Below are 22,036 nucleotides of genomic sequence, written 5' to 3' on the forward strand. Positions count from 1 at the left end.
ACCGGAAGACACCAACGCGGGGAGCAGCGGATTTCATCCCGCCGCAACAAATCCGGGACCAGGACAGGTCTCAGGTCCTAGGACTCGGCACGGCCGTGATCAGCGGGACGGCGGGCGACTGGGGGGACGCCGGGACCGCTTCCTGGGGCGCTGCGGGCGGCACGAAGGCCGTGAGCGCGGACGCCGCGGGGTTGAGGTCCTTGTGGATCGCGCGGGCGACCGCCTGGATGGTGTTCACGCCGTCTTTCATGGTGGCGTTGTCCTGGGTGAGGACGGTGATCGTGTAGTCGTGGCCGTTGCCGGTGAAGGCGCCGATGCTGTGCACGCGCCAGCCGTGCGTGGCCCGCGACAGCCAGCCGTTCTTCACCTGGACGGTGGCGGTTGCCGGTGCCCCGGCCGGGGTGCCCCAGCGCTGGGAGGTGATGACTTTGCTCATCAGCTTGAGGGCGTACGACCGGTTGGCGTCGCTGAGCACGGTGTTCTTCACGGTCAGCGCGGCGAGCTGCTTCTGCTCGTCACGCGCGTTGATCTGGGTGAGTCCCCAGTAGCCGTTGGCGCCGGGGACGGTCTGCGTCATTCCGGCCGCCGTGAGGAAGCGCTTGATCTTGGTGGTGCCGAGCTGCTTCCACAGCGCGCTGGTGGCGGCGTTGTCCGACTTCGTGATCATGTCGCTCGCCAGAGTGAACTCACGCTGGGTGAATCCGCGCTTCTGGATCTGCGCTTCCTGCAGGAGAGCGGCGAGCACGGTCACCTTGACCACGCTGGCCGAGTCGTACTTCTGGTCCGGACGCAGCACACAACTGGTCTTGCTGACCCGGTCGTTGAGCAGCACGGCGGTCGTCGACCGGCGGCCGGCGAGCGCCGCGGTGATGTCGGCGGTGAGCTTGGCGGCGAGGCCCGCCTTCTGCGAGGTGCAGGCGACCTGCGGTGTCGCGGCGGCCGCGGGCGCCGTGGCCGCGGCGAGTGGCACGAGCGTCGCGGCGGCCAGGACTGCGGCGGCGCCACGTGCGCGGCGCGCGGCGCGGCCGCGTACTCGGTGGTGAGTCATGGAGGCTTTCCCGTCCCCTGTGTGACCTGGTGCGGGTGCGCCTTTCCGGGGCACCCGCACCACATGACTAACGGCCGGCTGAAAAGTTGTACGAAGTTCTGCAACGGGTCGGCTTCCCGCGAAGGGCGTCGGCTCAGTGGCGCGGCAGCCGCACGGTCAGCCGGTAGAAGCGGGTGATCTGGGTGGCGTTCTGGTTGTCGTCGCTGGCGAGCAGGAGGCGGAGCCGCCCGCCCGGGGCGTGCCCGGTCACGGCCAGGGCCTCGATGTTGTCGAGCAGCGGATTGGGCTGGGGCTGCTTGGCGGGGGCGTCGAGGGAGGGGCAGTCGACGAGGTCCGCGAGCAGGGTCCTGCGTACCAGCCGGACGCCGTCCTGCTCCTTGAGGTACTCGACGGAGCTGACGTCCGAGGCGTCGCTCAGGTCGGCGAGATAGAGGCGCACTGTGTTGCCGACGCCCGCCGTGAAGCCGCGCTCGAGAACGAGCAGCCGGCCGTCCCCGGTGGCCGTGGACTCGCTGATGCTGAGGCCGGTGTCGGTGCGGTAGCCGTACTGCGCCGAGGGCCTGAAGTCGCGCTGCGGGCCGGACCGCCACCAGGTCTGCAGCCGCCTGATCCCGGCATCGTCACCGGCGAGCGGGCCCTCCATGGCGGCGACGAGGGTACGGCCGCCGGGCTGGAGGGTCAGCCCCTCGAAGGTCTGGTTCCGGCCGGCGCGTCCGGCCGGGGCGACCCGCAGGGCCTGGGGCACGGGGAGGCTGCCGAGCAGGGTGCCGTCTTGGCCGTAACGGCGTACGGAGGGCTCGGTCTCGGAGCTGATCAGCCGGCTGCCGTCCCGCTCGACGACGAGTCCCTCGGAGTCGAGCTGCGCGCCCTGCTCGTCGGCGAGATGTGCGACGGTGCGCGGCGCGTAGGTCCGCGCGTCCAGCGTGAACAGCTCCGACCGGTCGGACAGCGCGGCGATCCGGCCGCGGCCGTCGAGGGCGAGGGCGGAGAAGTTGCCGACGAAGGTGCCCTGGAACTCGGTCTTGTCGAGCGCGTCGGAGTAGCCGTCGATGACCACGCTCGGCGAGCAACTGCTCGTCCGGGGCTGGGAGTTGGCGGGCCCGGTGGCGGCCACGCAGGTGGCCACCGCCAGACCGGCGGTGACGGAGGCGAGTACGGTTCGCAGGCGCATGGCGTCACGGTAGGACGCGACGGGTTGAGCCCGGGCGGACTCCCCGTGAACGTTCGGCCGTCCCGCGCCGGGGTCAGGCGTCCGTCCAGCCCACGGGTCAGGCGTCCCGTCGGTGGAGCGACTGCCACCCCGCCCACAGCGCCGCCGCGACCCAGATCCCGAGGACACCGAGACCGGTCCACGGCCCGAGGACGCCGGTCGACTCCTGCAGCAGTGCCTGCCGGCCCGCCCGGTCGGGCAGGAACTCGACGACGCTGTCGTCCTGCGATACGTCCCCGATCACGAACGACACCATGAGCAGGAACGGGATGAGGATGCCCATGACCGCGGGTCCGCTGCGCAGCACCGCCGCAAGTCCCGCCGAGAACAAGGTGATCAGCGCCAGATAGATCCCGCAGCCGACGACTGCGCGCAGGGCGCCCGGGTCCCCGATACCGACGCCGCGGTCGCCGAGGAAGGCCTGTCCCGCGAGGAAGCAGGTGACGCTCGTGGCCAGGCCCACGAGGAGCGCCAGGCCGCCGATGACGGCGAGCTTGGCCGCGTAGAGGACACCTCTGCGCGGGACGACGGCCAGCGAGATGCGGATGGCGCCGCTCTTGTACTCCCCCGCGACGGCCAGGGCACCGAAGCAGATGGCCGCGATCTGGCCGAAGTCGATGCCGAAGAAGGAGGAGAGGAGCGGGTCGAAGTCGGGCTTCGCCGTCTCCTCGGTGCTGAGCGTGGCACTCAGCAGCAGTGAGAAGCCGACGGTGGCGAGGAAGACGGACGCGAGCGTCGCACCGAGCGAGCGTACGGAGCGGATCTTGAGCCACTCGGAGTGGACAACGGGCGCGAACGACGACGTGGACGTGAACGACGACGTGCTGGACGACGTGAGGGACACGGTCATACCTCCTGGCCCACGGCCGGACGGGGTGCCGCGAACTCGGTCTCGTCCGCGGTGAGCGCGAGATAGGCCTGTTCCAACGTGGCCTCCTCGTCGGCGAGTTCAAGGATCGGGATGCCTTCGTGTGCGGCGAGGGGCCCGATGTCCGCCACCTTCGCGCCTTCCACGGTCCAGCGGCCGTCCGCCCCCTCGACGGGCGTGAAGCCCTTGCCCCTCAGGGCCGTGCGCAGCCGCTCGCCCTCGGTCGTGCGCAGCCGCACGCGCGGTGTGGTCCGCGCGTCGATGAAGTCCTGCATGCCGGTGTCGGCGAGCAGCCTGCCCCTGCCGAGGACGACGAGATGGTCGGCGAAGGAGGCTGTCTCGTTCATCAGATGGCTGGAGACGAGGACTGCCCTGCCCTCGCGGGCCAGTCGGCGCATCAGTTCACGGATCCAGATGATGCCCTCCGGGTCCAGTCCGTTGGAGGGCTCGTCCAGCATCAGCACCTCGGGGTCGCCGAGCAGGGCCGCGGCGATCCCGAGGCGCTGGCGCATGCCGAGCGAGAACGTCCTGATCCTCCGGGCCGCGACGCTTGCGATCCCGGCCTGCTCCAGCACGGCGTCCACGCGAGGGGCCCCGATCCGGTTGGCGGCGGCGAGGATACGCAGATGGTCGCGGGCGGTACGGGAGCCGAGGGCCGCCTGCGCGTCGAGCAGCGCGCCGACGTGGCGCAGCGGTTCGCCGATCGCGGCGTACGCCCGCCCGCCGATGGTGGCGGTGCCCGAGGTGGGCCGGTCCAGGCCGAGGACCAGACGCATGGTGGTGGACTTGCCGGCGCCGTTCGGCCCGAGGAAGCCGGTGACCCTGCCGGGCCGCACGCTGAAGGTCAGCCCGTCCAAGGCGCGGGTCGTCCCGTACTCCTTGGTGAGTTCTGTGACGTCGATGCTGGTCATGGCTCCAGCGTGGCCGCGGGGCGGTGGCCGGGGCCTCCCCCGCCGGTGGAGATCGCCTCCCCCGTGCGGGGGAGCCGTGGGCAGAGGGGCGCTGACACGATGACGGAATGCTCCGCTTCGTGCGCCCGCTGACCCGCTCGGTGACCTACACCCGCTGGCTGCATCTGTTCATCGGCGTGATCGTCTGGGGCATGTGGCTGTTCGTCGACACCGAGCGGCCGTACGTACCGGTCGTGCTGCTGGGGCTGTTGGGGCTCATTCCGGCGGTGCGGCTGGCCGAGGGGCTGCAGGCACGGCTGCTGCTCTCCCCGCACGGATACGCGGAGTCGGCCTCGGGTATAGCCGCCGAGTCGTCCGCCACCTGGGCGGACCGGTGGCGGACAGCCCTGTGGATGGAGATCCGGCTGGCACTTGGCCTGCTCACCGGATACCTCACGGCGAACCTGCTCGGGCTGTCCGTGGATCTGGCCATGGCCGCGGGCGGCGGCACCGGCGAGGGCGAGCTGATCGACGTGCCGGGCCACCACTGGTGGTACGCGCTGCTCGCTCCGCTGCCGATCGCCGCTCTGCTGGCGGCCGTTGTGGGACTCGGGGAGCTGATCACAGCCATCGCGCGGCGGCTGCTCGGCCCGTCGGCGGCGGAGCGGCTCGCCGCCCTGGAGGAGCGCACCGAGCAGCTGCTGGAGCGGAACCGCATCGCCCGGGAGCTGCACGACTCGATCGGCCACGCTCTGACGGTGGCGGTGGTGCAGGCGGGCGCGGCCAGGACGGCAGGCAGTACGGAGTTCACCGACCGTGCGCTGAGTGCCATCGAGGAGACCGGCCGGGCGGCGCTGGAGGACCTGGAGCGCGTACTCCTGGTGCTGCGGGAGTCCGGCAGGCCCGCGAGCCGGCGTCCGACGCTCACCGACGCGGACCGGCTGCTGGAGTCCGCGCGGGCCTCCGGCGCCAAGGTCGACGCCGAGGTGACGGGTCCCGTGGAACAGCTCCCGGGCCCGGTCTCCCGGGAGGGCTACCGCATCGTGCAGGAGGCGCTGACGAACGTACTGCGGCACGCGGGCCCGGTCACGACGCGCGTACGGATCGCCGTCGCGGACGGCCGTCTTGAACTGGAGGTCGCCAACCCCCTTCCGGGACCGGTCACTTCGACCGGCCGCGGCAGCGGGCTGCGCGGCATCCGCGAACGGGCGGCGCTGCTCGGCGGCAAGGCCGACACCGGTCCGTACGACGGCGAATGGCGGGTCCACGTCGGACTTCCCCTGGACGGCCTACGCTGACCGGGTGCCGATCACTGTTCTGCTTGTCGACGACGAACCGCTCGTACGGGCGGGGCTGCGCGCCGTGCTCGAGGCCCAGCCGGACATCGAGGTCACCGGCGAGGCGGCGGACGGCGCCGCCGTGATCCCCCTGGTGCGGCAACTGCGCCCCGATGTGGTGGCGATGGACGTCCGGATGCCGCTCCTCGACGGCATCGAGGCCACCCGCGCGGTGCTGCGTACCGTCGACGACCCGCCCAAGATCCTGGTCATCACGACCTTCGAGAACGACGAATACGTCTACGAGGCCCTGCGCGCCGGCGCCGACGGCTTCCTGCTCAAGCGGGCCCGCCCCGCGGAGATCGTGCACGCGGTGCGCCTGGTCGCGGAGGGCGACTCCCTGCTCTTCCCGGCGGCGGTGCGTTCCCTGGCCGCGGAGTACGGCAGCCGGGCCGCCCGCGCGGCGATGGAACGCGCGGCACTGACCGAGCGCGAGGCGGCGGTGCTGCGGCTGATGGCACGCGGACTGTCGAACGCGGAGATCGCCACGCAGCTCGTGGTGGGCACCGAGACGGTCAAGACCCATGTGAGCGCGGTCCTGTCCAAACTGGGCGCGCGGGACCGCACACAGGCGGTGATCGCGGCGTACGAGTCGGGGTTCGTGGCACCCGCCTGAGAGTTGAGACGGCCATGCGCAGGGACATCGCCCTCACGGGCGCGAGGAGATCAGCGAGCCTCCGCCAACCGGTCGGCGAGGAGCAGTGCCAACGGCCCGGCGGGGAGGAGGAAGCGCCCATTGAACGCCGCCGTGATCGCGTCGCTCACAGGCCACCAGGCGAGCTTGAAGCCCTCCTCGGTGGGAGTGAGCTCCTGCGGGCCGCACGTCAATTGGTGAGCTACGAAGAGGTGGACACGCGCCGTCGAGTCGAGGGTCATGGCGTACGAGCCGAGCGACCCCCACGACTCGGCGGTGATGCCGGCCTCTTCACGCAGCTCTCGGCGTGCACATTCCTCCGGGGTCTCACCGTCTTCCCTCCGCCCGCCCGGCAAGAACAGGTACTCGCCGCCGTGGCGGGAGAAGTCGGAGCTCAGGAGGGCCACCATGCCATCAGCGTTGAGGGCGACCACAACGGAAGCGTCGCGTACCGGCCCGCGGCCTTGGATGTCGTCGCTCATGCCTGGCGAGGATAGCGGCCATCAGCGCACCATCGCCGCGAACGGCACGTTCATAACGACCGGGTGAGCGATGCCCCGGCCGTGGAATCCGTCTTCGCCGAAAGCGTCGCCGTGGTCGGCGCACATGATGATCAGCCAGCGTTGCTTCGCCGTAAGGGCGGAGATCAGGCGCCCGAGGTGGTCGTCGGCGTAGGCGAGCGCGGCACGCTGGGACGCGAGAGTGTCTCGGCTGTCGCCGAGGTAGTGGCCGTGAGGTACGTGAGTGGCCGAGACGTTGACGAAGAGGTACAGCGGGCGGCCGTCGTACTTCGCGGCGATCTGTAGGGCCTGGTCGACCTGGTGGCGCGTGGAGTCCATCTCGGGCGAGCAGAACTCGGGCCGCCAGTGGTCCTCATCGAACATGTCGGGCAGGACGGAGCCGAGCGGCGTCTCGCGCGAGAAGTAGGTGACGCCGCCCATGCAGACGCTTCGGTAGCCGTGCTCCGCGAGGCCGTTGAGGAGGTTCGACGCCTCGAAGACGAACGTCTCCTTGGCGACCGTCTTGAAGGCAGGCGGGCGACACTCCCAGAGGCGCGGCGGCTGCTCGGGCTGCGGCAGCTTGGGCAAGAACCCGGAGAAGAACGCCATGTGCGCTGGGAGCGTGAAACTGCCGGGTGTGTGTCGACGCTCCCAGCCTCCCTCGGGCAGCAGGCTCGCCATACGTGGCGTCAGCCCGTCGTCGAGAGCGTTGCGGGCCACGTCGTACCGCAACGAGTCGAGGGTGAGGAACAGGATGCTGGTACCGGTCCGGATGATCTCGGCTGCGTCGATCACTCCTCCACCCCTTCCTCGGCCACCTGCCGGGAGTACTGCTCCACTCGCCCCTTGGACCGGTCATTGACGGGGATCGGCACATGATCCTCGGCGATCATTCGGCGAATCCGGGCCAGCCCAGCTTCCTCGCCGAGCGGCTGCCCTTCACGGTCGTACAGCGAGATCCTGACCGTCTCGGCGCCGTCATCGCCGACCGTCGTGGTGACCAATGCGCCTGGTACGGAGCCCAGCTCCTTCATGGTCCGGATCAGCGAGGCCTCGTCGGCTACACGGAGGTCGGCGACGGTGCAGGCGAAGTGCTGGGCGTTGATGGCGCCCCGGCACAGACGCTCGTAGAACGTGGCGCTGGTCCCGTGGCCGTCATGAGCGACGGCGATTCGGTTGGCCTTGGCCGTGACGACGAGGCAGGCGCCCACCCACCAGCCAACGCCTTCGTGGATCTCAACTGGGAACTGGCCTATGACGGCGCCGTCGAGGACAACAGCATCGGTGTTGATGGGGTTAAGCACCTTTGCCCTCCAGGTGAGCAATGACCCATTCAGCGAGATCGTCGGGCGTCTTGGCGTCGGTGTCGACGACAACGGCCGTACTGTCGGCGGCCCCCACCGCCTCGAAGTTGGCCAGCAGTTGCGCCAGTCGTCCGGGGACTGCGAAGAGGTCGGTGTCGTCCTGCTTCGTGTCCGGCTTGCCGGCCATTCGCTCGCGCAGGACCGACTCTGAGCAGCGCAGGTAGAACGTGTGGGTAGGGACCTCCAAATACGGCCGGAAGGGCTCCACGAGCTCGGTGACCGCTTCTGTCTGCAAGCCATGCACGGCGGCGTGGCACGCGATGACCGAGGAGATGTAGCGGTCGGCGACCACAGTTCCGATCATCCTGGATTGGCGGATGGAGTCGGCGGCGTGGAGGACCCCCGAGAGGTAGAAGGCGAACTGCGGCAGGGGCCGCAGCCATCTGTTCGCTGTCGAAGACCAGCCGGAGTGCGGCATCGGGAGCGTGTGCAGTTCGGTCGCTTGCAAGCGCTTGGCCAAGGTTGCGGCGAGCGTCGACTTCCCTATCCCGGAGACACCTTCGAGGACGACGAACGGGCTGCGGGGGCCGTCGCAGTCGACGGGCAGATACGGATGCGAAATCATAGAGTCCCCTCGGTGAACGAGGTGATGTGCCCGGCAACGACTTCCGCGAGCCGGGCCGGGTCAGCCAGGAGTTCTTTGATGTCCAGGCGCAGGTCATCGCGGAGCAAGCAGGGCTGGATGCCACCGTCGTGGTCAACTCGCAGCGCCCAGAAGCCCTCGACGCACGTGGTCCGAAGTTGGCAGGTGCCGCACTGACCGACGTGGTGGCGCCCGAGGTTGCGGTGGATGACATCGATCTCGACGCCATCGATTCTGAAGACCCGGCGGCCCTGCCCGACGCCAGCCACTTCGGTGTGCTCGTCGCTGGTCAGCGTGCGCAGGTAGGTGACGATCTCGTCGGCCGACACGGCTGAAGATGCCCGACCTTCGTTGAAGCCGGTGCCAACGAGCTCGATGAACTGCATTGGCATCCGCCGCTCCAGCGCGAAGTCAAGGATTTGCCCGACCTCGTGGGCGTTCTCCCTCTGAAGGACGGTGTTCAGCTCCACCCGCTCGAAGATCTCCCGCGCGGTCTCGATGCCGTCGAGAACCGCGTTGATCCCGATGCGGGTTCCGGCAATGGCCTGCAAGGACTCGTCGGAGAAGTAGTGCAGGGACACCTTCACCTTGTCCAAGTACGTCTTGGACAGCCACGACCGATGCGTACGTACACGTGTGCCGTTGGTGATCAAGGTGTACGAGGCGTCCGCGCCGGGCTCGGGAAGTTGCTCCAACACGGGGCGGGCCACGGGGGAGGTCAGGGGTTCGCCGCCAGTGAAGTAGACGCGCTTCAGTCCTGCTTCCATCAGGGAGGTGATGAGTGCGAGGTGCCCCTCCGGGTCGAGTCCGCGGGGGCGCGGCTGCTGCGACCGGTCCTGCCGGGTCAGCGGGGGCGGTACGTCGCCCTCGTTGTGGCAGAACCAGCAGGCGATGTTGCAGCGAGGGGTGAAGGACACCCTGAGCTGGCCACGAAGAGCGGCAAAGTTCTGCAAGGCGGTCCAGTCGACTTCGGGCGTAGCAATGGAAACCTGAGCAGTGCGCACGGCAACCTCCTCGGAGGGAGCGGACTCGCTTTGGACGGCAACGGCGATGGCCGGGCTACTCGCCGTTGATGAGCTTCAAGAGGGTCTGTAGGTGGCGTGTGACCTGCCCACGCGCCAGGTCGAGTCATGGGGGAAGGTCAAGACCTTTTGGCTGGCGACCCGGCGGCGCGCCTGCGACGGCAGGCTCGACGGTGGCTCATGCTCAGCCTGTGCTCGACACTCGCCACCGTGGCCACGGATCCTCCAGCGCCTTGTAGGCGCAAGTCGTCTGCGAGGTCTCTTCAGTGGATGGAGCGTGACCTCAACCTTGAGTCACCAGCTTGGCGCGCACAGTGACGCGGTCTGAATGTCGTCCCGCTGTCGTGGCCCTGAAGTTTCACCGAAGTTCGAGCCCGCGCGAGAGCTCGTGGAACAGGCTCGATGGGCGCGACTGCCATGCTGGGGGCATGGCAGAACTCAACGGACGCCCCGTCAGCCTGGATGAGCTCCAAACACTCGCCCTCACCAACTACGGCCACTTCACGAGTCTCCGAGTGGACGAAGGCCGAGTCCGCGGCCTGTCACTTCACCTGGACAGGCTCGCCCGCGACTGTCGAGCCCTGTTCGGAACGGACCTCGACACGGAGCGTGTACGCGAACTCATCCGGCGAATGGCACCGGCCCACGGGTCGATCACGATCCGCGTCACGGTGTTCGACCCGACCACGGACCTGGGGCATCCGGACCACGCCACGGACCCTCGAATCCTCGTCACGCACAGGTCGGCCGCCACCCTGCCTCTCCCACCCCTGCGGGTGCAGTCGTCCTTGTACGTGCGAGATGCTCCCAACGTGAAGAGTGTGGGGCTCTTCGGCCTGCTCCACCATCGGCGCGCGGCCCAGCTCAACGGATTCGACGACGCGCTCTTCGTAGATGGGGGAGAGCGCATCTCCGAGGGCGGCACCTGGAACATCGGCTTCTTCGACGGCGACCAGGTGATCTGGCCGGATGCTGACTGCCTCGTGGGCGTGACGATGCGGCTCCTCCAAGAAGCCCACGAACACCGGGGCGCACCTGTCTCTCTCCGAGACCTCGCTTCCATGGAGGCGGCCTTCGCGACCAACGCCGCCATCGGAGTCCGCGCTATCACGCGCATCGATGACAGGGAAATGCCCGGCGATCACCCCATCATCGACATTCTCCGCAAGGAATACATGGACGTAGCCGGCGACTCCGTCTGATCCGGAAACCGGGCATGGGCTGATGGCTGGGCTCGGTCACGAGAAAGCGGGGACGGGTGGCCACGGTAGAGCGCTGGACCGGCCGAGAGGCCAAAGCATTACGCAAGGCGAAGCGGATGAGCCTTGAAGCGTTCGCGGCTCACCTCGGAGTCAGTGAGCGGACCCTCTCCACGTGGGAACTCCGAGGCGAGACGATAGCCATTCGCGAAGTCAACCAGGCTGCCCTGGACACGTCGTTGAAGGCGTCCAGCCCGGATGTCCACGAGCGGTTCGCCAGCCTCACGGGTGGCTACGAATCGGTCCTGCCGGGACAGAGTCCAAGTGGTACTCATGACCTTCCACAACAACAGCAAGACAGGCACCCAAACGACGGTAAGCAGATGGCCCTCGTCGATGCTGGGGTCTACTTGAGCGGGGGGAGCAACAAGCCTGTCTGGCTCCCCGCCTTCTACATCGACATCTTCCCGGTGACGAACTCCGATTACGCGCGGTTCGTTGCTGCAACGGGACGCCAACCTCCGGAGCACTGGCTCAAAGGGAAGTGCCCGGACACGATCTTCGATCATCCGGTTACCTTCGTTACCTGGCACGATGCGGCGTCGTTCGCCTCGTGGGCGGGTAAGGAGCTGCCGAGTTCTCAACAGTGGGAGAAGGCGGCCAGGGGGGTAAGGGGCAATGTGTATCCATGGGGGAACCAGCCCACACCCGCGAAGTGCAACGCCAGGGAGAGCGGGGTCGGAACCACCACGCCGGTAAGCCGATTCCACAGTGGTGTAAGTCCGTACGGGGTGTACGACATGTGCGGCAACACCTGGGAGTGGTGCAGCACTCGAACCGTTGCCAACCGCTACGAGTTGAAGGCCGGCGCATTCACCAGCCCCTTTTCTCGGTCCACGCCGTCATCGTTCAATGACGCCTCGTCGACCATGCTCGACGACGACACCGGATTTCTGTGCTGCATCGCCGGGGCCGCGCTCCAAGCGCTGTTGAAACCCCGGTCTGCCTGACAAGAAATGAGCCCGTAGTCCTGTGTCTGCGTTGACTCGACACGGCCTGGCCCCGCTGCCCAGGGGGATGCGCAGCGGGGCCAGGGATCGGAGGACGCCTCAGAGATGCGTCGGGGCGAACATCCGCAGGACCGCCGGGAGCACCACCACCGATGGGCCGGGTTCCGTCAGGGCCTTCGCCAGGTCCTCCGTGAGCGACTCCGGGGTGGTGCGGACCGCCGGGACGCCGAAGGACTCCGACAGTGCCACGAAGTCCGGGCGGGACAGCTCCGTCGCCGTCGCCTCGCCGAAGGTGTCCTTCATGTACTCGCGCAGGATGCCGTAGCCGCCGTCGTCCACGATCAGCCAGGTGACCGGGAGTTCGTACTGCTTGGCCGTGGCCAGCTCGGCGATCGAGTACATCGCGCCGCCGTCGCCGGAGACCGCGAGGACCGGACGTGTACGGTCCGCCGCCGCGGCGCCCAGCGCCGCCGGGAAGCCGTAGCCGAGGCCGCCCGCGCCCTGGGCCGAGTGCATGGTGTTCGGGTGGCGGGCGTCGAAGGCCGACCAGGCCCAGTAGGCCAGGATCGTCATGTCCCAGAAGCTGGGGGACGCGTCGGGGAGGGCCTCGCGGACGGAGGCCAGCACCCGCTGTTCCAGGGTGAGGTCCTGGGCCGCGATGCGGGACCCGACCTTGGTCAGGACCGTGCGTACGGAATCGGCGGCCGTCGCGTCCTCCCGTACCGAAACCGTCTCCAGCAGCGCGGAGAGCGCGAGGCGCGCGTCCGCGTGGATGCCGAGGGCCGGGTGGTTGGACTCCAGCTTGCCCGGGTCGGCCTCGATCTGGATGACCCGGCCGCGGGGCGCGAACGTGTGGTAGTTCGAGGACAGTTCGCCCAGGCCCGAGCCGACGACCAGCAGGACGTCCGCCGATTCGAGGAAGTCCGTCGTGTGGCGGTCCTCCAGCCAGGACTGGAGCGAGAGCGGGTGCTCCCACGGGAAGGCGCCCTTGCCGCCGAACGTGGTGACCACCGGGGCGTTCAGCTTCTCCGCCAGCGCGAGCAGCTTGCCGGACGCGTCGGAGCGTACGACTCCGCCGCCCGCGATGATCGCCGGGCGGGCGGCGCGGGACAGCAAGTCGGCCGCCACCGCGGTCAGTTCGGGGCGCGGCACGACATCGTCAGGGGTCGCGTCCATCGCCGTGACCACCGGCAGGGTCGTCCCGGCCAGCAGGACGTCCTGCGGGATCTCCACCCAGACCGGGCCGTGGGGGGCGGTGAGAGCCGACTCCCAGGCCGCTGCGATCGCCGACGGGATCTGGGACTGGGTACGGGCCGTGTGGACGGACTTCACGATGTCGCGGAACGAGGCCTGCTGGTCGGGCAGTTCGTGGAGGTAGCCGTGGCGGCCACCGCCGAGGCCCGCCGTCGGGACCTGGCTGCCGATGGCGAGCACCGGCGCGGAGGCAGCCGCCGACTCCTGGAGCGCGGCCAGCGACATCAGCGCGCCGGGGCCGGTGGAGAGCAGCAGCGGGGCCACCTCGCCCGTCAGCCGGCCGTACGCGTCGGCCGCGAAGCCCGCGTTGTTCTCGACGCGCAGTCCCACGTACGAGAGCGAGGACCGGCGCAGGGCGTCGAACATGCCCAGCGCGTGCTGACCGGGCAGCCCGAAAACGGTCGTCGCGCCGAGACCGGCCAGCGTCTCTACGACGAGGTCGCCGCCGTTGCGCCCTGCCGGGGGGTTCAGCGCGGCCTCGGTCTGCGCCCCGGTCGGGCGCAGAACGAGATCGTGGTCGTGGGTCACTGCGCAGCCTTCGCGGCCGCGATCTGGCGGGACATGATCGTGGTGAGCTCGTACGCCGTGTGGGAGGCGGCGACCGACGTGATCTCGGCGTGGTCGTACGCGGGCGCGACCTCGACGACGTCCGCCGAGACGAGGTTGCAGGAGGCCAGGCCGCGGAGGATCTCCAGGAGCTCGCGGGAGGTCATGCCGCCCGCCTCGGGCGTGCCGGTGCCGGGCGCGTGCGCCGGGTCGAGGCAGTCGATGTCGATGGAGATGTAGAGCGGGCGGTCGCCGATGCGCTGGCGGAGCTGGTCGGCGACCTCGTCGGCGCCGCGCCGGTAGACGTCGGCGGAGGTGACGATGCCGAAGCCCATCTTCTCGTCGTCGGTCAGGTCCTGCTTGCCGTACAGGGGCCCGCGGATGCCGACGTGCGAGAGCGCCTCGGTGTCGAGGATGCCCTCCTCGACGGCCCGGCGGAACGGCGTGCCGTGCGTGTACTCCGCGCCGAAGTAGGTGTCCCAGGTGTCCAGGTGCGCGTCGAAGTGCAGCAGCGCCACCGGGCCGTGCTTCTTGGCGACCGAGCGCAGCAGCGGCAGCGCGATGGTGTGGTCGCCGCCGAGCGTCATCAGCCGCGCGCCGGTGCCGATCAGGTCGTCGGCCGCGGCCTCGATCGTGTCGACGGCCTCGTTGATGTTGAACGGATTGGCCGCGATGTCGCCCGCGTCCGCGACCTGGGCGAGCGCGAAGGGCGAGGCGTCCTGCGCCGGGTTGTACGGGCGCAGGAGCCTCGACGCCTCACGGATCGCGTTACCGCCGAAGCGCGCGCCGGGCCGGTAGGAGACTCCGCTGTCGAAGGGCACACCGACCACGGCGACATCGGCGGTGCCGACCTCGTCGAGCCGTGGCAGCCGGGCGAACGTGGCGGGTCCTGCGTACCGCGGGATGCGGGACGAGTCGACGGGGCCCCGCGGCTGCTCGTTGCTGCTCATGTGTTTTGCCTTCTTTCCTACGGTTCGTTGCGGTTTTCGACTCTAAGCCCTGTCCGGCCTAGCTGGATACGGCCACGGGTTCCGCCGGGGCCCCTTCTTCTTCCTCGGCGCCCCGGCCCGCCAGGCGCTCGCGCCAGTACGCCAGGACCGCCGCGTCCGTCGGCTTCGTCGCCAGCGAGACGATCACGTAGGCCGCGAGCGAGAGCAGCAGGCCGTAGTAGACGGGCTCGTTGGCGAGGATTCCGTACCACGCCATCAGACCGATGACGGCGACGCCGCCCACGGTGACCGAGGCCAGCGCGCCGTGAACCGTGCCGCGCTTCCACAGCAGGCCGCCGAGGATCGGCACAAGCAGTCCGCCGACCAGCAGGTTGTACGCGACCGTCAGCGCCTCGATGACGTTGTTGAGCGCGATGGCGATACAGATGACCCCGACGCCCATGACCAGGATGAAGGCGCGGTTGCTCCGCACCTCGTCGTGGTCGTCGCCGCCCCGGGACGCCAGACCGCGCAGTCGCGACCAGATGTCGTTGTTGGCGACGGTGGCGCAGGCGATCAGCGCGCCGGACGAGGTCGACATGACGGCGGCGAGGGCCGCGGCCAGCACCAGGCCGCGGACGCCCATGGGCAGTTCGTCCTTGACGATGGTGGCGAAGGCGTCGTCCGCGTTCGGCAGCGTCGGGTAGAGGACCTTGGCGGCGGTGCCGATGACGGCACCGGCCAGGGCGTAGACGAGGCAGTACGTGCCGGCGACCGTGCCGCCGTACCGCGCGACCTTGTCGCTGCGGGCGGTGAACACCCGCTGCCAGATGTCCTGGCCGATCAGCATGCCGAAGGTGTAGATCAGGACGTACGTGAAGATCGTCTCGCCGCCGATGCCGAGCGGGTCGAAGTACTCGGTGGGGAGCTTCGCCCTCATCTCGCTGAAGCCGCCGGCCTTGACGACCGCGATGGGCAGCAGGAGCAGCAGCACGCCGATCGTCTTGACGACGAACTGCACCATGTCGGTGAGCGTGATCGACCACATGCCGCCGAGCGTGGAGTACGCGACGACGATCGAGCCGCCGAGGATGATCGCGACGGTCCGGTTCATGTCGAAGAGGACGTCGAAGATCGTGGCGTACGCGATGGTCGAGGTGACGGCGAGCATCAGCGTGTACGCCCACATCACGACGCCCGAGATGAGGCCGGCCTTGCCGCCGTAGCGCAGGTCGAGCATCTCGGAGACGGTGTAGACCTTCAGCCGGGCGATGCGCGCGGAGAAGAAGACGGAGAGGGCGAGGAGGCCCAGGCCGATGGCGAAGACCATCCAGGCGCCGGAGAGGCCGTACTTGTAGCCGAGGCCGACGCCGCCGATGGTGGAGGCGCCGCCGAGGACGATGGCGGCCATGGTGCCGGAGTACATCGAGGGGCCGAGCCGGCGGCCCGCGACCAGGAACTCGCTCTTGGACTTCGCGCGGCGCATGCCCCACCAGCCCATGCCGAGCATGCCGGCCAGATAGACGACGATCACTGCGTAGTCGACAGCCATCGGCTTCCTTTCGTCTCGTCCCCCGTGGTCGCGGGTCAGTCCTTGTGCGAGTCGACGGTAGGTGGCCGGAATGAGACGCTGAAGTGTACGTTTCATCCATTCTTTACGCCGCTGATGGATGGACTGTCCATGCCGGAGACCGCAGCAGCCCCGCCCACCCCGCCGATCCCACTCGCCGCACTGCTCGGCCGCGAGGAGCTCGGCCTGCGCCAGATCGCCGGGCCGACGGACGCGGGCACGGTGGTGCACTGGGTGCACACATCGGAGATGGAGGACCCCTATCCGTATCTGCTCGGCGGCGAGCTGCTGCTGAGCGCGGGGGTACTGCTGAAGGATCCCGACAGGTATGCGTCGCGGATCGTGCAGGCGGGGGCGGCAGCGCTGGGCTTCGGGGTCGCGCCGGTGTACGACACGGTGCCGGGGGCGCTGATCGAGGCGTGCGACCGGCATGGGCTGCCGCTGCTGGAGGTCCCGCCGAAGACGACGTTCACGGCGGTGGCCCGGGCGGTGTGGCGCCTGATGGCCCAGGCACGCCACCGCGAGCTGCGCCGGGTGACCCAGGCCCAGCAGGGCCTGGCCACGGCGGCTGCCCGCCCGGACCCGATCCCGGCGGTCCTCCACCAGCTGGCGGCGCGCCTGGGCGGGCTGGCGGTCCTGCTCGACGCGTCGGGTGTGGAGCTGTCGGCGTCGGGCCGCGCGCCGGGCGCGCAGGCGAGGGCGGCGCTGGTCAGGCTGGCGCGAGTGGTGAACCCCCGGCCGGGGGGTGGGGAGGAGGTCCCCCACCCCGGGGAGACACACCGGCCCGCGCCCGCGTCCGCCACCGATACCGTGCGCGGCACGCACCTCGCCGCCTACCCCCTCGGCGGCAGCCAAGGCCTCGTCCTCGGGCTCGCCACGCCCCACCGCGAGCCCGGCGACCACACCGTCGCCGGGGTCGCCGTCGTGCTGCTCTCCCTCCTCACCGCGCCCCACCAGGGCGCCGGCAGCACCGGCCGCAGCGCGGCCCTCGTACGGCTGCTCCTCGGAGCCGGCCCCGCCGAGGCCGCACCGATGCTCGGGGCCGAGCGGTGGGTCGTCGTGCACGCGCGCGGCGACCGCGCCGCGGCCCCCTTCGCCGCGTCCGCCCTCGGTGCCGCCCTCGGCAGCGCGCTCGTCGACGCCCGCGAGGACGGCACCGTACGGATCCTGCTCCCAGCCGACCGCGAGGTCACCCCCCAGCCCGGCTGGACCCTCGGCGTCAGCGCCCCCGTCCGGCCCGAGGAGCTCCCAGCCGCCGACACCCAGGCCGCCAGGGCCGTCCACCGCGCCGCCGCCACCCGTACCGACCTGGTCAGGCATCGCGGCACCTCCCTCGCCGCGCTGCTGACGCCCGAGGAGGCCGCCGGCCACGCCCGGCTGCGCCTCGCCCCGCTCACCGACTCCCCCGCCCTGGTCGAGACCTTGCGCAACTGGCTCTCCCTGCACGGCAGCTGGGACCGAACCGCGACCGCGATGGAGATCCACCGCAACACCGTCCGCCAGCGCATCGCCCGCTGCGCGACCCTCCTTGACGAGGACCTCGACGACGCCGACGTACGCATGGAGCTGTGGTTCGCGCTGCGCTCGCTGTGACGGGCGCTGTGACGCTTACGACCACCCAGGACTCTGGACAGTGCTTGCAACTGCCGGGTAACTTAGAGCTGAGCAAGCGCTTAGACAGCGCAGCGTACCCACACAGTCACGAGGAGGCGTCCGTGCGCCGTACCGTTTTCAACGAGGACCACGAGGCGTTCCGGGAGACCATCCGGGCCTTCATCGAGGCCGAGGTCGTCCCCGTCTACGACGAGTGGTTCGCTGCGGGCCAGGCGCCGCGCGACTTCTACCACAAGCTCGGCGAGCTGGGCGTCTTCGGCATCAACGTCCCCGAGGAGTTCGGCGGCGCGGGCCTGGACACGCACAAGTTCGAGGCCGTGCTCTACGAAGAGACCTCGCGCGCGGGCGTCAACTTCGGCGGCTCCGGCGTGCACGTGCTGCTCGCCCTGCCCTACATCAAGCTGCTCGCCACCGACGAGCAGAAGAAGCGCTACCTGCCGAACTTCGTCTCCGGCGACGAGATGTGGGCGCTGGCGATGACCGAGCCGGGCACCGGCTCCGACGTCGCGGGCATGAAGACCACCGCCAAGCTCTCCGAGGACGGCACGCACTACGTCCTCAACGGCTCCAAGACCTTCATCACCGGCGGTGTGCACGCCGACCGCGTGATCGTCTGCGCCCGCACCTCCGCCCCGCGCGAGGACGACCGCCGCTTCGGCATCTCCCTGTTCGCCGTGGACACCAAGTCCGAGGGCTACTCCATCGGCCGCAAGCTGGACAAGCTCGGCCTGCGCACCTCCGACACCGCCGAGCTGGCGTTCGTCGACGTCAAGGTCCCGGTGGAGGACCTGATGGGCGAGGAGAACAAGGGCTTCTACTACCTCGGCCAGAACCTGCCGTCCGAGCGCTGGGGCATCGCGTTCGGCGCGTACGCGCAGGCCAAGGCCGCCGTCCGGTTCGCCCAGCAGTACGTGCAGGAGCGCACGGTCTTCGGCAAGCCGGTCGCGTCCTTCCAGAACACCAAGTTCGAGCTGGCCGCCTGCCAGGCAGAGGTGGACGCCGCCGAGGCGGTCGCCGACCGCGCCCTGGAGGCCCTGGACACCGGCGAGCTCACGCCCGCCGAGGCCGCCTCCGCGAAGCTCTTCTGCAGCGAGGTCGCCCACCGCGTCATCGACCGCTGCCTCCAGCTGCACGGCGGCTACGGCTACATGAACGAGTACCCGATCGCCCGCCTGTACGCCGACAACCGCGTCAACCGCATCTACGGCGGCACCAGCGAGGTCATGAAGTCGATCATCGCCAAGTCCATGGGTCTGTAAGGGCAGTTACTTCCTTCCATGAGCACAGCACTCGACGACCTGCTCGATCTGCTCGACCTCGAGCAGATCGAGCAGGACATCTTCCGGGGGCGTTCGCGCTCCGCCCTCGTGCCGCGTGTCTTCGGCGGGCAGGTCGCCGCCCAGGCCCTGGTCGCCGCGGGCCGCACCGTCCCCGAGGACCGTACGGCCCACTCCCTGCACGCGTACTTCCTGCGCATGGGTGACCCGGGCGCGCCGATCGTCTACACGGTCGACCGCATCCGCGACGGCCGCTCCTTCACCACGCGCCGGGTCGTCGCCGTCCAGCACGGGCAGCCGATCTTCCATCTCTCGGCGTCGTTCCAGACGTACGAGGAAGGTCTCGAGCACCAGGCGGCGATGCCGTCCGCGCCGGCCCCCGAGACGCTGCCCACCGCGGCCGAGATCCTGCCGTCGCACGCGCGGCACTTCGTCGATCCCGGCACCGTGGAGCGGCTGCTCGAAGCGCGGGCAGCGGTCGATCTGCGCTACGTCGACGCACCGCCGTACGCGAGCGCCGGGCAGCCGCGCGAGCCGCGCTCGCAGGTGTGGTTCCGGGCGAACGGCAAGCTCGCCGACGACCCGCTGCTGCACGTCTGCCTCGCCACGTACGTCTCCGACATGACGCTGCTCGACTCGGTGCTGCTCGCGCACGGGCGCGGCGGCTGGGCGGTCGGCGATGTGGTGGGCGCCTCGCTCGACCACGCGATGTGGTTCCACCGGCCCTTCCGCGCGGACGAGTGGCTGCTGTACGACCAGGAGTCGCCCTCCGCGTCCGGCGGCCGGGGTCTGGGCCAGGCCAGGATCTACACCCAGGACGGGCGGCTGGCGGTCTCGGTCATCCAGGAAGGCGTCGTTCGCGTTCCGCACGGCTGAGGGGTTGGCTCAGGCGGCGGGCGTGTGCGCGGTGAAGGCGACGCGCGAGGTGTCACCGTCCAGCTCCAGGCTGAGGGCCGCGTCCATGGCCCGTGCCGGCCGGGCCAGCAGGGGCAGCGTCGGCATGGTCCCGCCGAGCTGATCCTCCGTCCCGGTGCGAGCCAATATGGGATCCGCATGGCGTCACGATCAACGCAGGATCCGGCCTGACTCCTGCCGTCAGCCCCGGGACGCCAACCCGGCCGAGTCCAGCAGATAGGCCGTCAGCGGGTCGTAGAAGCGCGGATCGGTGACATGGTCGTCGAGCGGGACGGCCACCTGGAGGGTGCCTTCCGCCTCACCGATGAAGAGCGCGGGGTCGTTGCAGTCCGCGTACCCGACGGAGTCGATGCCGCGCTGACCGGCGCAGCCGGCCCAGCCGTGGTCGGCCACCACCAGATGGGGCAACGGGCGCCCCTCGCGCTCCAGGGCGTCCAGGATCGCGGCCATCGGCGCCGGGGAGTGCGTGTGCCACAGCGTCGCGCCGCGCTCCAGCATCGCGACGTCCGCGAACTGGAAGACCATGCCCTCGTCGGCCATCAGCCCGCCCGGAATCCGTACGATCTCGCAGCCCGCGGCGCGCAGCGCGTCTGCGGTCTGCCTGTGCACATCGAGCAGCCCGCCCGGGTGCCCGGTCGCGAAGAGGACCCGCTCCTGGTCCGCCACGGCCTTGCGCAGCCGGGCGGCCATCCGGTCCAGGGCGTCGACGGTCAGTTCCGGGTCGATGGTGTCCTGACCGGTCCGGTGCTCGGGGTCGTCGTTGACCCCGCACCGCTCGGCCATCACGGCCAGCACGTCCTGCTCATCGGTCCAGCGGTCCCCGAGCTCGAGACCGAGCCAGAAGTGGCGGTCGCCGTTGGCGAGTTTGCGGTAGTGGGAGAGGTTGTTGTCGCGGGGGGTGGCTACGTCTCCGGCGATACGGGTGCGGACGAGGTGGTCGACAAGGGCGGCACGGCTGGGTATCGGCATGACCCCATTGTGCCGTCAGGTGCGCGCAGCGTGCCCGGTGTCCCGAACGTTGGACGGCCGGCCGCCGACCGTCAGCGCACGCAGCACCCACTCCACGGGCCCGAGCCGACAGCGCCTCAGCAACCGGCCGCCGGCCCACAGCTGAGCCCCGTACAGGACGAGCGCCCCGCAGACCGTGGCGGCGGTGCCCACCCGGCCGTAGAGCCCGAGGCCGTAGCCGGTGAAGACCATGGCCATCACGAGCGACTGCAGCAGATAGTTGGTCAGCGCCATCCGTCCCGCGGGTGCGAGCCGGGCGGCCGTCCGGGCACCGCGCGGCGTGCCGAACCAGAGCAGGAGCCCGGCGGCGTACGCGAGGGAGAGCGCGGGTGCGGTGGCTATGCCGACGGCGTACGACAGGAGCTCCCATCGGTCGGACAACGGGCCGACCGTGCCCGCCGCCATGACGACCGCGCCGGGCAGACCGACGGCCAGCCCGATGGCACACATCCGCCGCAGGCGGCCGCGGCGCTCGGCGGTGCCGCTGAGCAACTGCCGCTTGCCCGCCGCGAAGCCCGCCAGGAACGCGGCGACGACCAGCCCGCCCACGAGCAGGACGGCGGCCAGGGCTTCGGGCAGGGCACGCAGGTTGGCACCGATGACGTCGGCGGCGTCGCCACGGTAGGCGGCGGTCAACTCGGCGACCTGCTCACGCAGTTCGGCCTCCGATGCCGGATCGTCCGCAAGGAGCATCCCGATGCCCGCGAGGAGGAGAAGAGCGGAGACGGCTCCGTACAGCCACAGCGCCGCGCGCCGGGCACGGGCCACGGAGGTGTTCCGGGCGGCGAACAGGATCAGGCCGAGCAGGGCGTACGTCATCAGGATGTCGCCGGTGTACAGCAGCGTCGCGTGCAGGGCGCCGATGACGAAGAGGCCCAGCAGCCTGCGCAGCATCCGGGGTGTGAAGCGGGCCCCTGCGCGCACGGCCGAGCCCATCTGGAGCGTGAAGCTGTACCCGAAGAGGAAGGAGAAGAGCAGATAGAACTTCCCCTCCGCGAACGCCACGACCAGCCAGTGAGCCACGAGGTCGGCGCCGCCCTCACGCGGGTCGGCGCCAATGGCCCCGTACGGCCCGGCCATCACCAGGACATTCACCAGGAGGATGCCGCCGAGCGCGAAGCCGCGCAGCGCGTCCACCTCCACGAGCCGTCGGCCTGCCGCTGCTTTCTCCGTCCCGTCTCCGAGCCGGGCTGCGGCGCCCACTGTCTCCTGCGCCATCGTCTCCCCCATGAGCCGCTCTGCCGACGTGACTTGAGAT

General features: G+C 70.0%; 22 protein-coding genes. 7 read left to right on the forward strand and 15 right to left on the reverse strand.

The window, feature by feature from the left end; translation table 11 throughout:
• Window positions 1–70 precede the first annotated feature (70 nt).
• From SLUN_RS14135 to SLUN_RS14150, 4 genes are all read right to left on the reverse strand, one after another.
• A complete protein-coding gene (locus tag SLUN_RS14135) occupies window positions 71–1,048 on the reverse strand; it encodes a serine hydrolase (protein ID WP_108148825.1) in 978 nt (325 codons plus the stop codon).
• 133 nt (window positions 1,049–1,181) lie between these two features.
• Window positions 1,182–2,219, reverse strand: coding sequence for an esterase-like activity of phytase family protein (locus SLUN_RS14140; RefSeq protein ID WP_108148826.1), 1,038 nt, complete (start codon window positions 2,217–2,219; stop codon window positions 1,182–1,184).
• Between the two features lie 97 nt (window positions 2,220–2,316).
• Window positions 2,317–3,108, reverse strand: coding sequence for an ABC-2 transporter permease family protein (locus tag SLUN_RS14145; RefSeq protein ID WP_108148827.1), 792 nt, complete (start codon window positions 3,106–3,108; stop codon window positions 2,317–2,319).
• A complete protein-coding gene (locus tag SLUN_RS14150; protein ID WP_108148828.1) occupies window positions 3,105–4,037 on the reverse strand; it encodes an ABC transporter ATP-binding protein in 933 nt (310 codons plus the stop codon). Before SLUN_RS14150 ends, SLUN_RS14145 begins: the two co-directional genes overlap by 4 nt.
• 107 nt (window positions 4,038–4,144) lie before the next feature.
• Here SLUN_RS14150 and SLUN_RS14155 point away from each other — a divergent pair, with 107 nt between their 5' ends.
• Together SLUN_RS14155 and SLUN_RS14160 are read left to right on the forward strand one after the other, a co-directional pair.
• Window positions 4,145–5,314 (forward strand): sensor histidine kinase, encoded by a 1,170-nt coding sequence (locus tag SLUN_RS14155; RefSeq protein ID WP_108148829.1) that lies wholly within the window; start codon window positions 4,145–4,147, stop codon window positions 5,312–5,314.
• A 4-nt stretch (window positions 5,315–5,318) separates the two neighbouring features.
• Complete coding sequence (locus SLUN_RS14160; protein WP_108148830.1) at window positions 5,319–5,969, forward strand: response regulator transcription factor; 651 nt, start codon at window positions 5,319–5,321, stop codon at window positions 5,967–5,969.
• 50 nt (window positions 5,970–6,019) lie between these two features.
• On the opposite strand, the gene SLUN_RS14165 is transcribed toward SLUN_RS14160, so the two are convergent.
• From SLUN_RS14165 to SLUN_RS14185, 5 genes are read right to left on the reverse strand one after another with little or no spacing between them, the layout of a single operon-like run.
• Window positions 6,020–6,469: an NUDIX hydrolase gene (locus tag SLUN_RS14165; RefSeq protein ID WP_108148831.1), complete on the reverse strand. Its 450-nt coding sequence runs from the start codon at window positions 6,467–6,469 to the stop codon at window positions 6,020–6,022.
• 21 nt (window positions 6,470–6,490) lie between these two features.
• A complete protein-coding gene (locus SLUN_RS14170) occupies window positions 6,491–7,282 on the reverse strand; it encodes an STM4013/SEN3800 family hydrolase (RefSeq protein ID WP_108148832.1) in 792 nt (263 codons plus the stop codon).
• The gene (locus SLUN_RS14175; protein ID WP_159100251.1) at window positions 7,279–7,791 is read right to left on the reverse strand and encodes a hypothetical protein; all 513 of its coding nucleotides are present in this window, start codon (window positions 7,789–7,791) and stop codon (window positions 7,279–7,281) included. Before SLUN_RS14175 ends, SLUN_RS14170 begins: the two co-directional genes overlap by 4 nt.
• Window positions 7,784–8,416 (reverse strand): AAA family ATPase, encoded by a 633-nt coding sequence (locus SLUN_RS14180; protein WP_108148834.1) that lies wholly within the window; start codon window positions 8,414–8,416, stop codon window positions 7,784–7,786. The genes SLUN_RS14175 and SLUN_RS14180 overlap by 8 nt, the downstream gene beginning before the upstream one ends.
• Complete coding sequence (locus SLUN_RS14185) at window positions 8,413–9,438, reverse strand: radical SAM protein (RefSeq protein ID WP_257153724.1); 1,026 nt, start codon at window positions 9,436–9,438, stop codon at window positions 8,413–8,415. The genes SLUN_RS14180 and SLUN_RS14185 overlap by 4 nt, the downstream gene beginning before the upstream one ends.
• A gap of 446 nt (window positions 9,439–9,884) precedes the next feature.
• Between SLUN_RS14185 and SLUN_RS14190 the strand changes: the two genes are divergently transcribed.
• Together SLUN_RS14190 and SLUN_RS14195 are read left to right on the forward strand one after the other, a co-directional pair.
• Window positions 9,885–10,658, forward strand: coding sequence for an aminotransferase class IV family protein (locus SLUN_RS14190; protein ID WP_108148835.1), 774 nt, complete (start codon window positions 9,885–9,887; stop codon window positions 10,656–10,658).
• Window positions 10,659–10,774: 116 nt separating this feature from the next.
• Window positions 10,775–11,665, forward strand: a complete 891-nt coding sequence (locus SLUN_RS14195) for an SUMF1/EgtB/PvdO family nonheme iron enzyme (protein WP_108148836.1) — start codon at window positions 10,775–10,777, stop codon at window positions 11,663–11,665.
• Window positions 11,666–11,764: 99 nt separating this feature from the next.
• Here SLUN_RS14195 and SLUN_RS14200 read toward each other — a convergent pair whose 3' ends face one another.
• Genes SLUN_RS14200 through SLUN_RS14210 form a run of 3 tightly spaced genes read right to left on the reverse strand, consistent with a single transcriptional unit; the run spans window position 11,765 to window position 15,946 of the window.
• Window positions 11,765–13,447 (reverse strand): thiamine pyrophosphate-binding protein, encoded by a 1,683-nt coding sequence (locus SLUN_RS14200; RefSeq protein WP_108148837.1) that lies wholly within the window; start codon window positions 13,445–13,447, stop codon window positions 11,765–11,767.
• Window positions 13,444–14,415: an agmatinase gene (gene speB, locus SLUN_RS14205; protein ID WP_108148838.1), complete on the reverse strand. Its 972-nt coding sequence runs from the start codon at window positions 14,413–14,415 to the stop codon at window positions 13,444–13,446. The genes SLUN_RS14200 and speB overlap by 4 nt, the downstream gene beginning before the upstream one ends.
• Window positions 14,416–14,473: 58 nt before the next feature.
• Window positions 14,474–15,946 carry a sodium:solute symporter family protein gene (locus SLUN_RS14210; protein WP_108148839.1) on the reverse strand — a complete coding sequence of 491 codons (1,473 nt, stop codon included), beginning with the start codon at window positions 15,944–15,946 and terminating at the stop codon, window positions 14,474–14,476.
• 129 nt (window positions 15,947–16,075) lie between these two features.
• Between SLUN_RS14210 and SLUN_RS14215 the strand changes: the two genes are divergently transcribed.
• The 3 genes from SLUN_RS14215 to tesB all read left to right on the forward strand — a co-directional run bounded on the left by SLUN_RS14215 (window position 16,076) and on the right by tesB (window position 19,731).
• On the forward strand, window positions 16,076–17,557 hold the full coding sequence (locus tag SLUN_RS14215; RefSeq protein WP_108148840.1) for a PucR family transcriptional regulator: 1,482 nt from the start codon (window positions 16,076–16,078) through the stop codon (window positions 17,555–17,557).
• Between the two features lie 122 nt (window positions 17,558–17,679).
• Complete coding sequence (locus tag SLUN_RS14220; protein ID WP_108148841.1) at window positions 17,680–18,837, forward strand: acyl-CoA dehydrogenase family protein; 1,158 nt, start codon at window positions 17,680–17,682, stop codon at window positions 18,835–18,837.
• Between the two features lie 18 nt (window positions 18,838–18,855).
• The gene (gene tesB, locus SLUN_RS14225; protein ID WP_108148842.1) at window positions 18,856–19,731 is read left to right on the forward strand and encodes an acyl-CoA thioesterase II; all 876 of its coding nucleotides are present in this window, start codon (window positions 18,856–18,858) and stop codon (window positions 19,729–19,731) included.
• A 9-nt stretch (window positions 19,732–19,740) separates the two neighbouring features.
• On the opposite strand, the gene SLUN_RS14230 is transcribed toward tesB, so the two are convergent.
• The 3 genes from SLUN_RS14230 to SLUN_RS14240 are packed head-to-tail and all read right to left on the reverse strand — an operon-like array spanning window position 19,741 to window position 21,996.
• Window positions 19,741–19,896 (reverse strand): hypothetical protein, encoded by a 156-nt coding sequence (locus SLUN_RS14230; RefSeq protein ID WP_175313427.1) that lies wholly within the window; start codon window positions 19,894–19,896, stop codon window positions 19,741–19,743.
• A 54-nt stretch (window positions 19,897–19,950) separates the two neighbouring features.
• On the reverse strand, window positions 19,951–20,739 hold the full coding sequence (locus tag SLUN_RS14235; RefSeq protein WP_108148843.1) for a phosphatase: 789 nt from the start codon (window positions 20,737–20,739) through the stop codon (window positions 19,951–19,953).
• A 15-nt stretch (window positions 20,740–20,754) separates the two neighbouring features.
• Window positions 20,755–21,996 carry a DUF418 domain-containing protein gene (locus SLUN_RS14240; protein WP_108154739.1) on the reverse strand — a complete coding sequence of 414 codons (1,242 nt, stop codon included), beginning with the start codon at window positions 21,994–21,996 and terminating at the stop codon, window positions 20,755–20,757.
• Window positions 21,997–22,036: the final 40 nt, after the last annotated feature.

Origin of the sequence: Streptomyces lunaelactis (assembly GCF_003054555.1) — a bacterium.
GTDB lineage: Bacteria > Actinomycetota > Actinomycetes > Streptomycetales > Streptomycetaceae > Streptomyces > Streptomyces lunaelactis.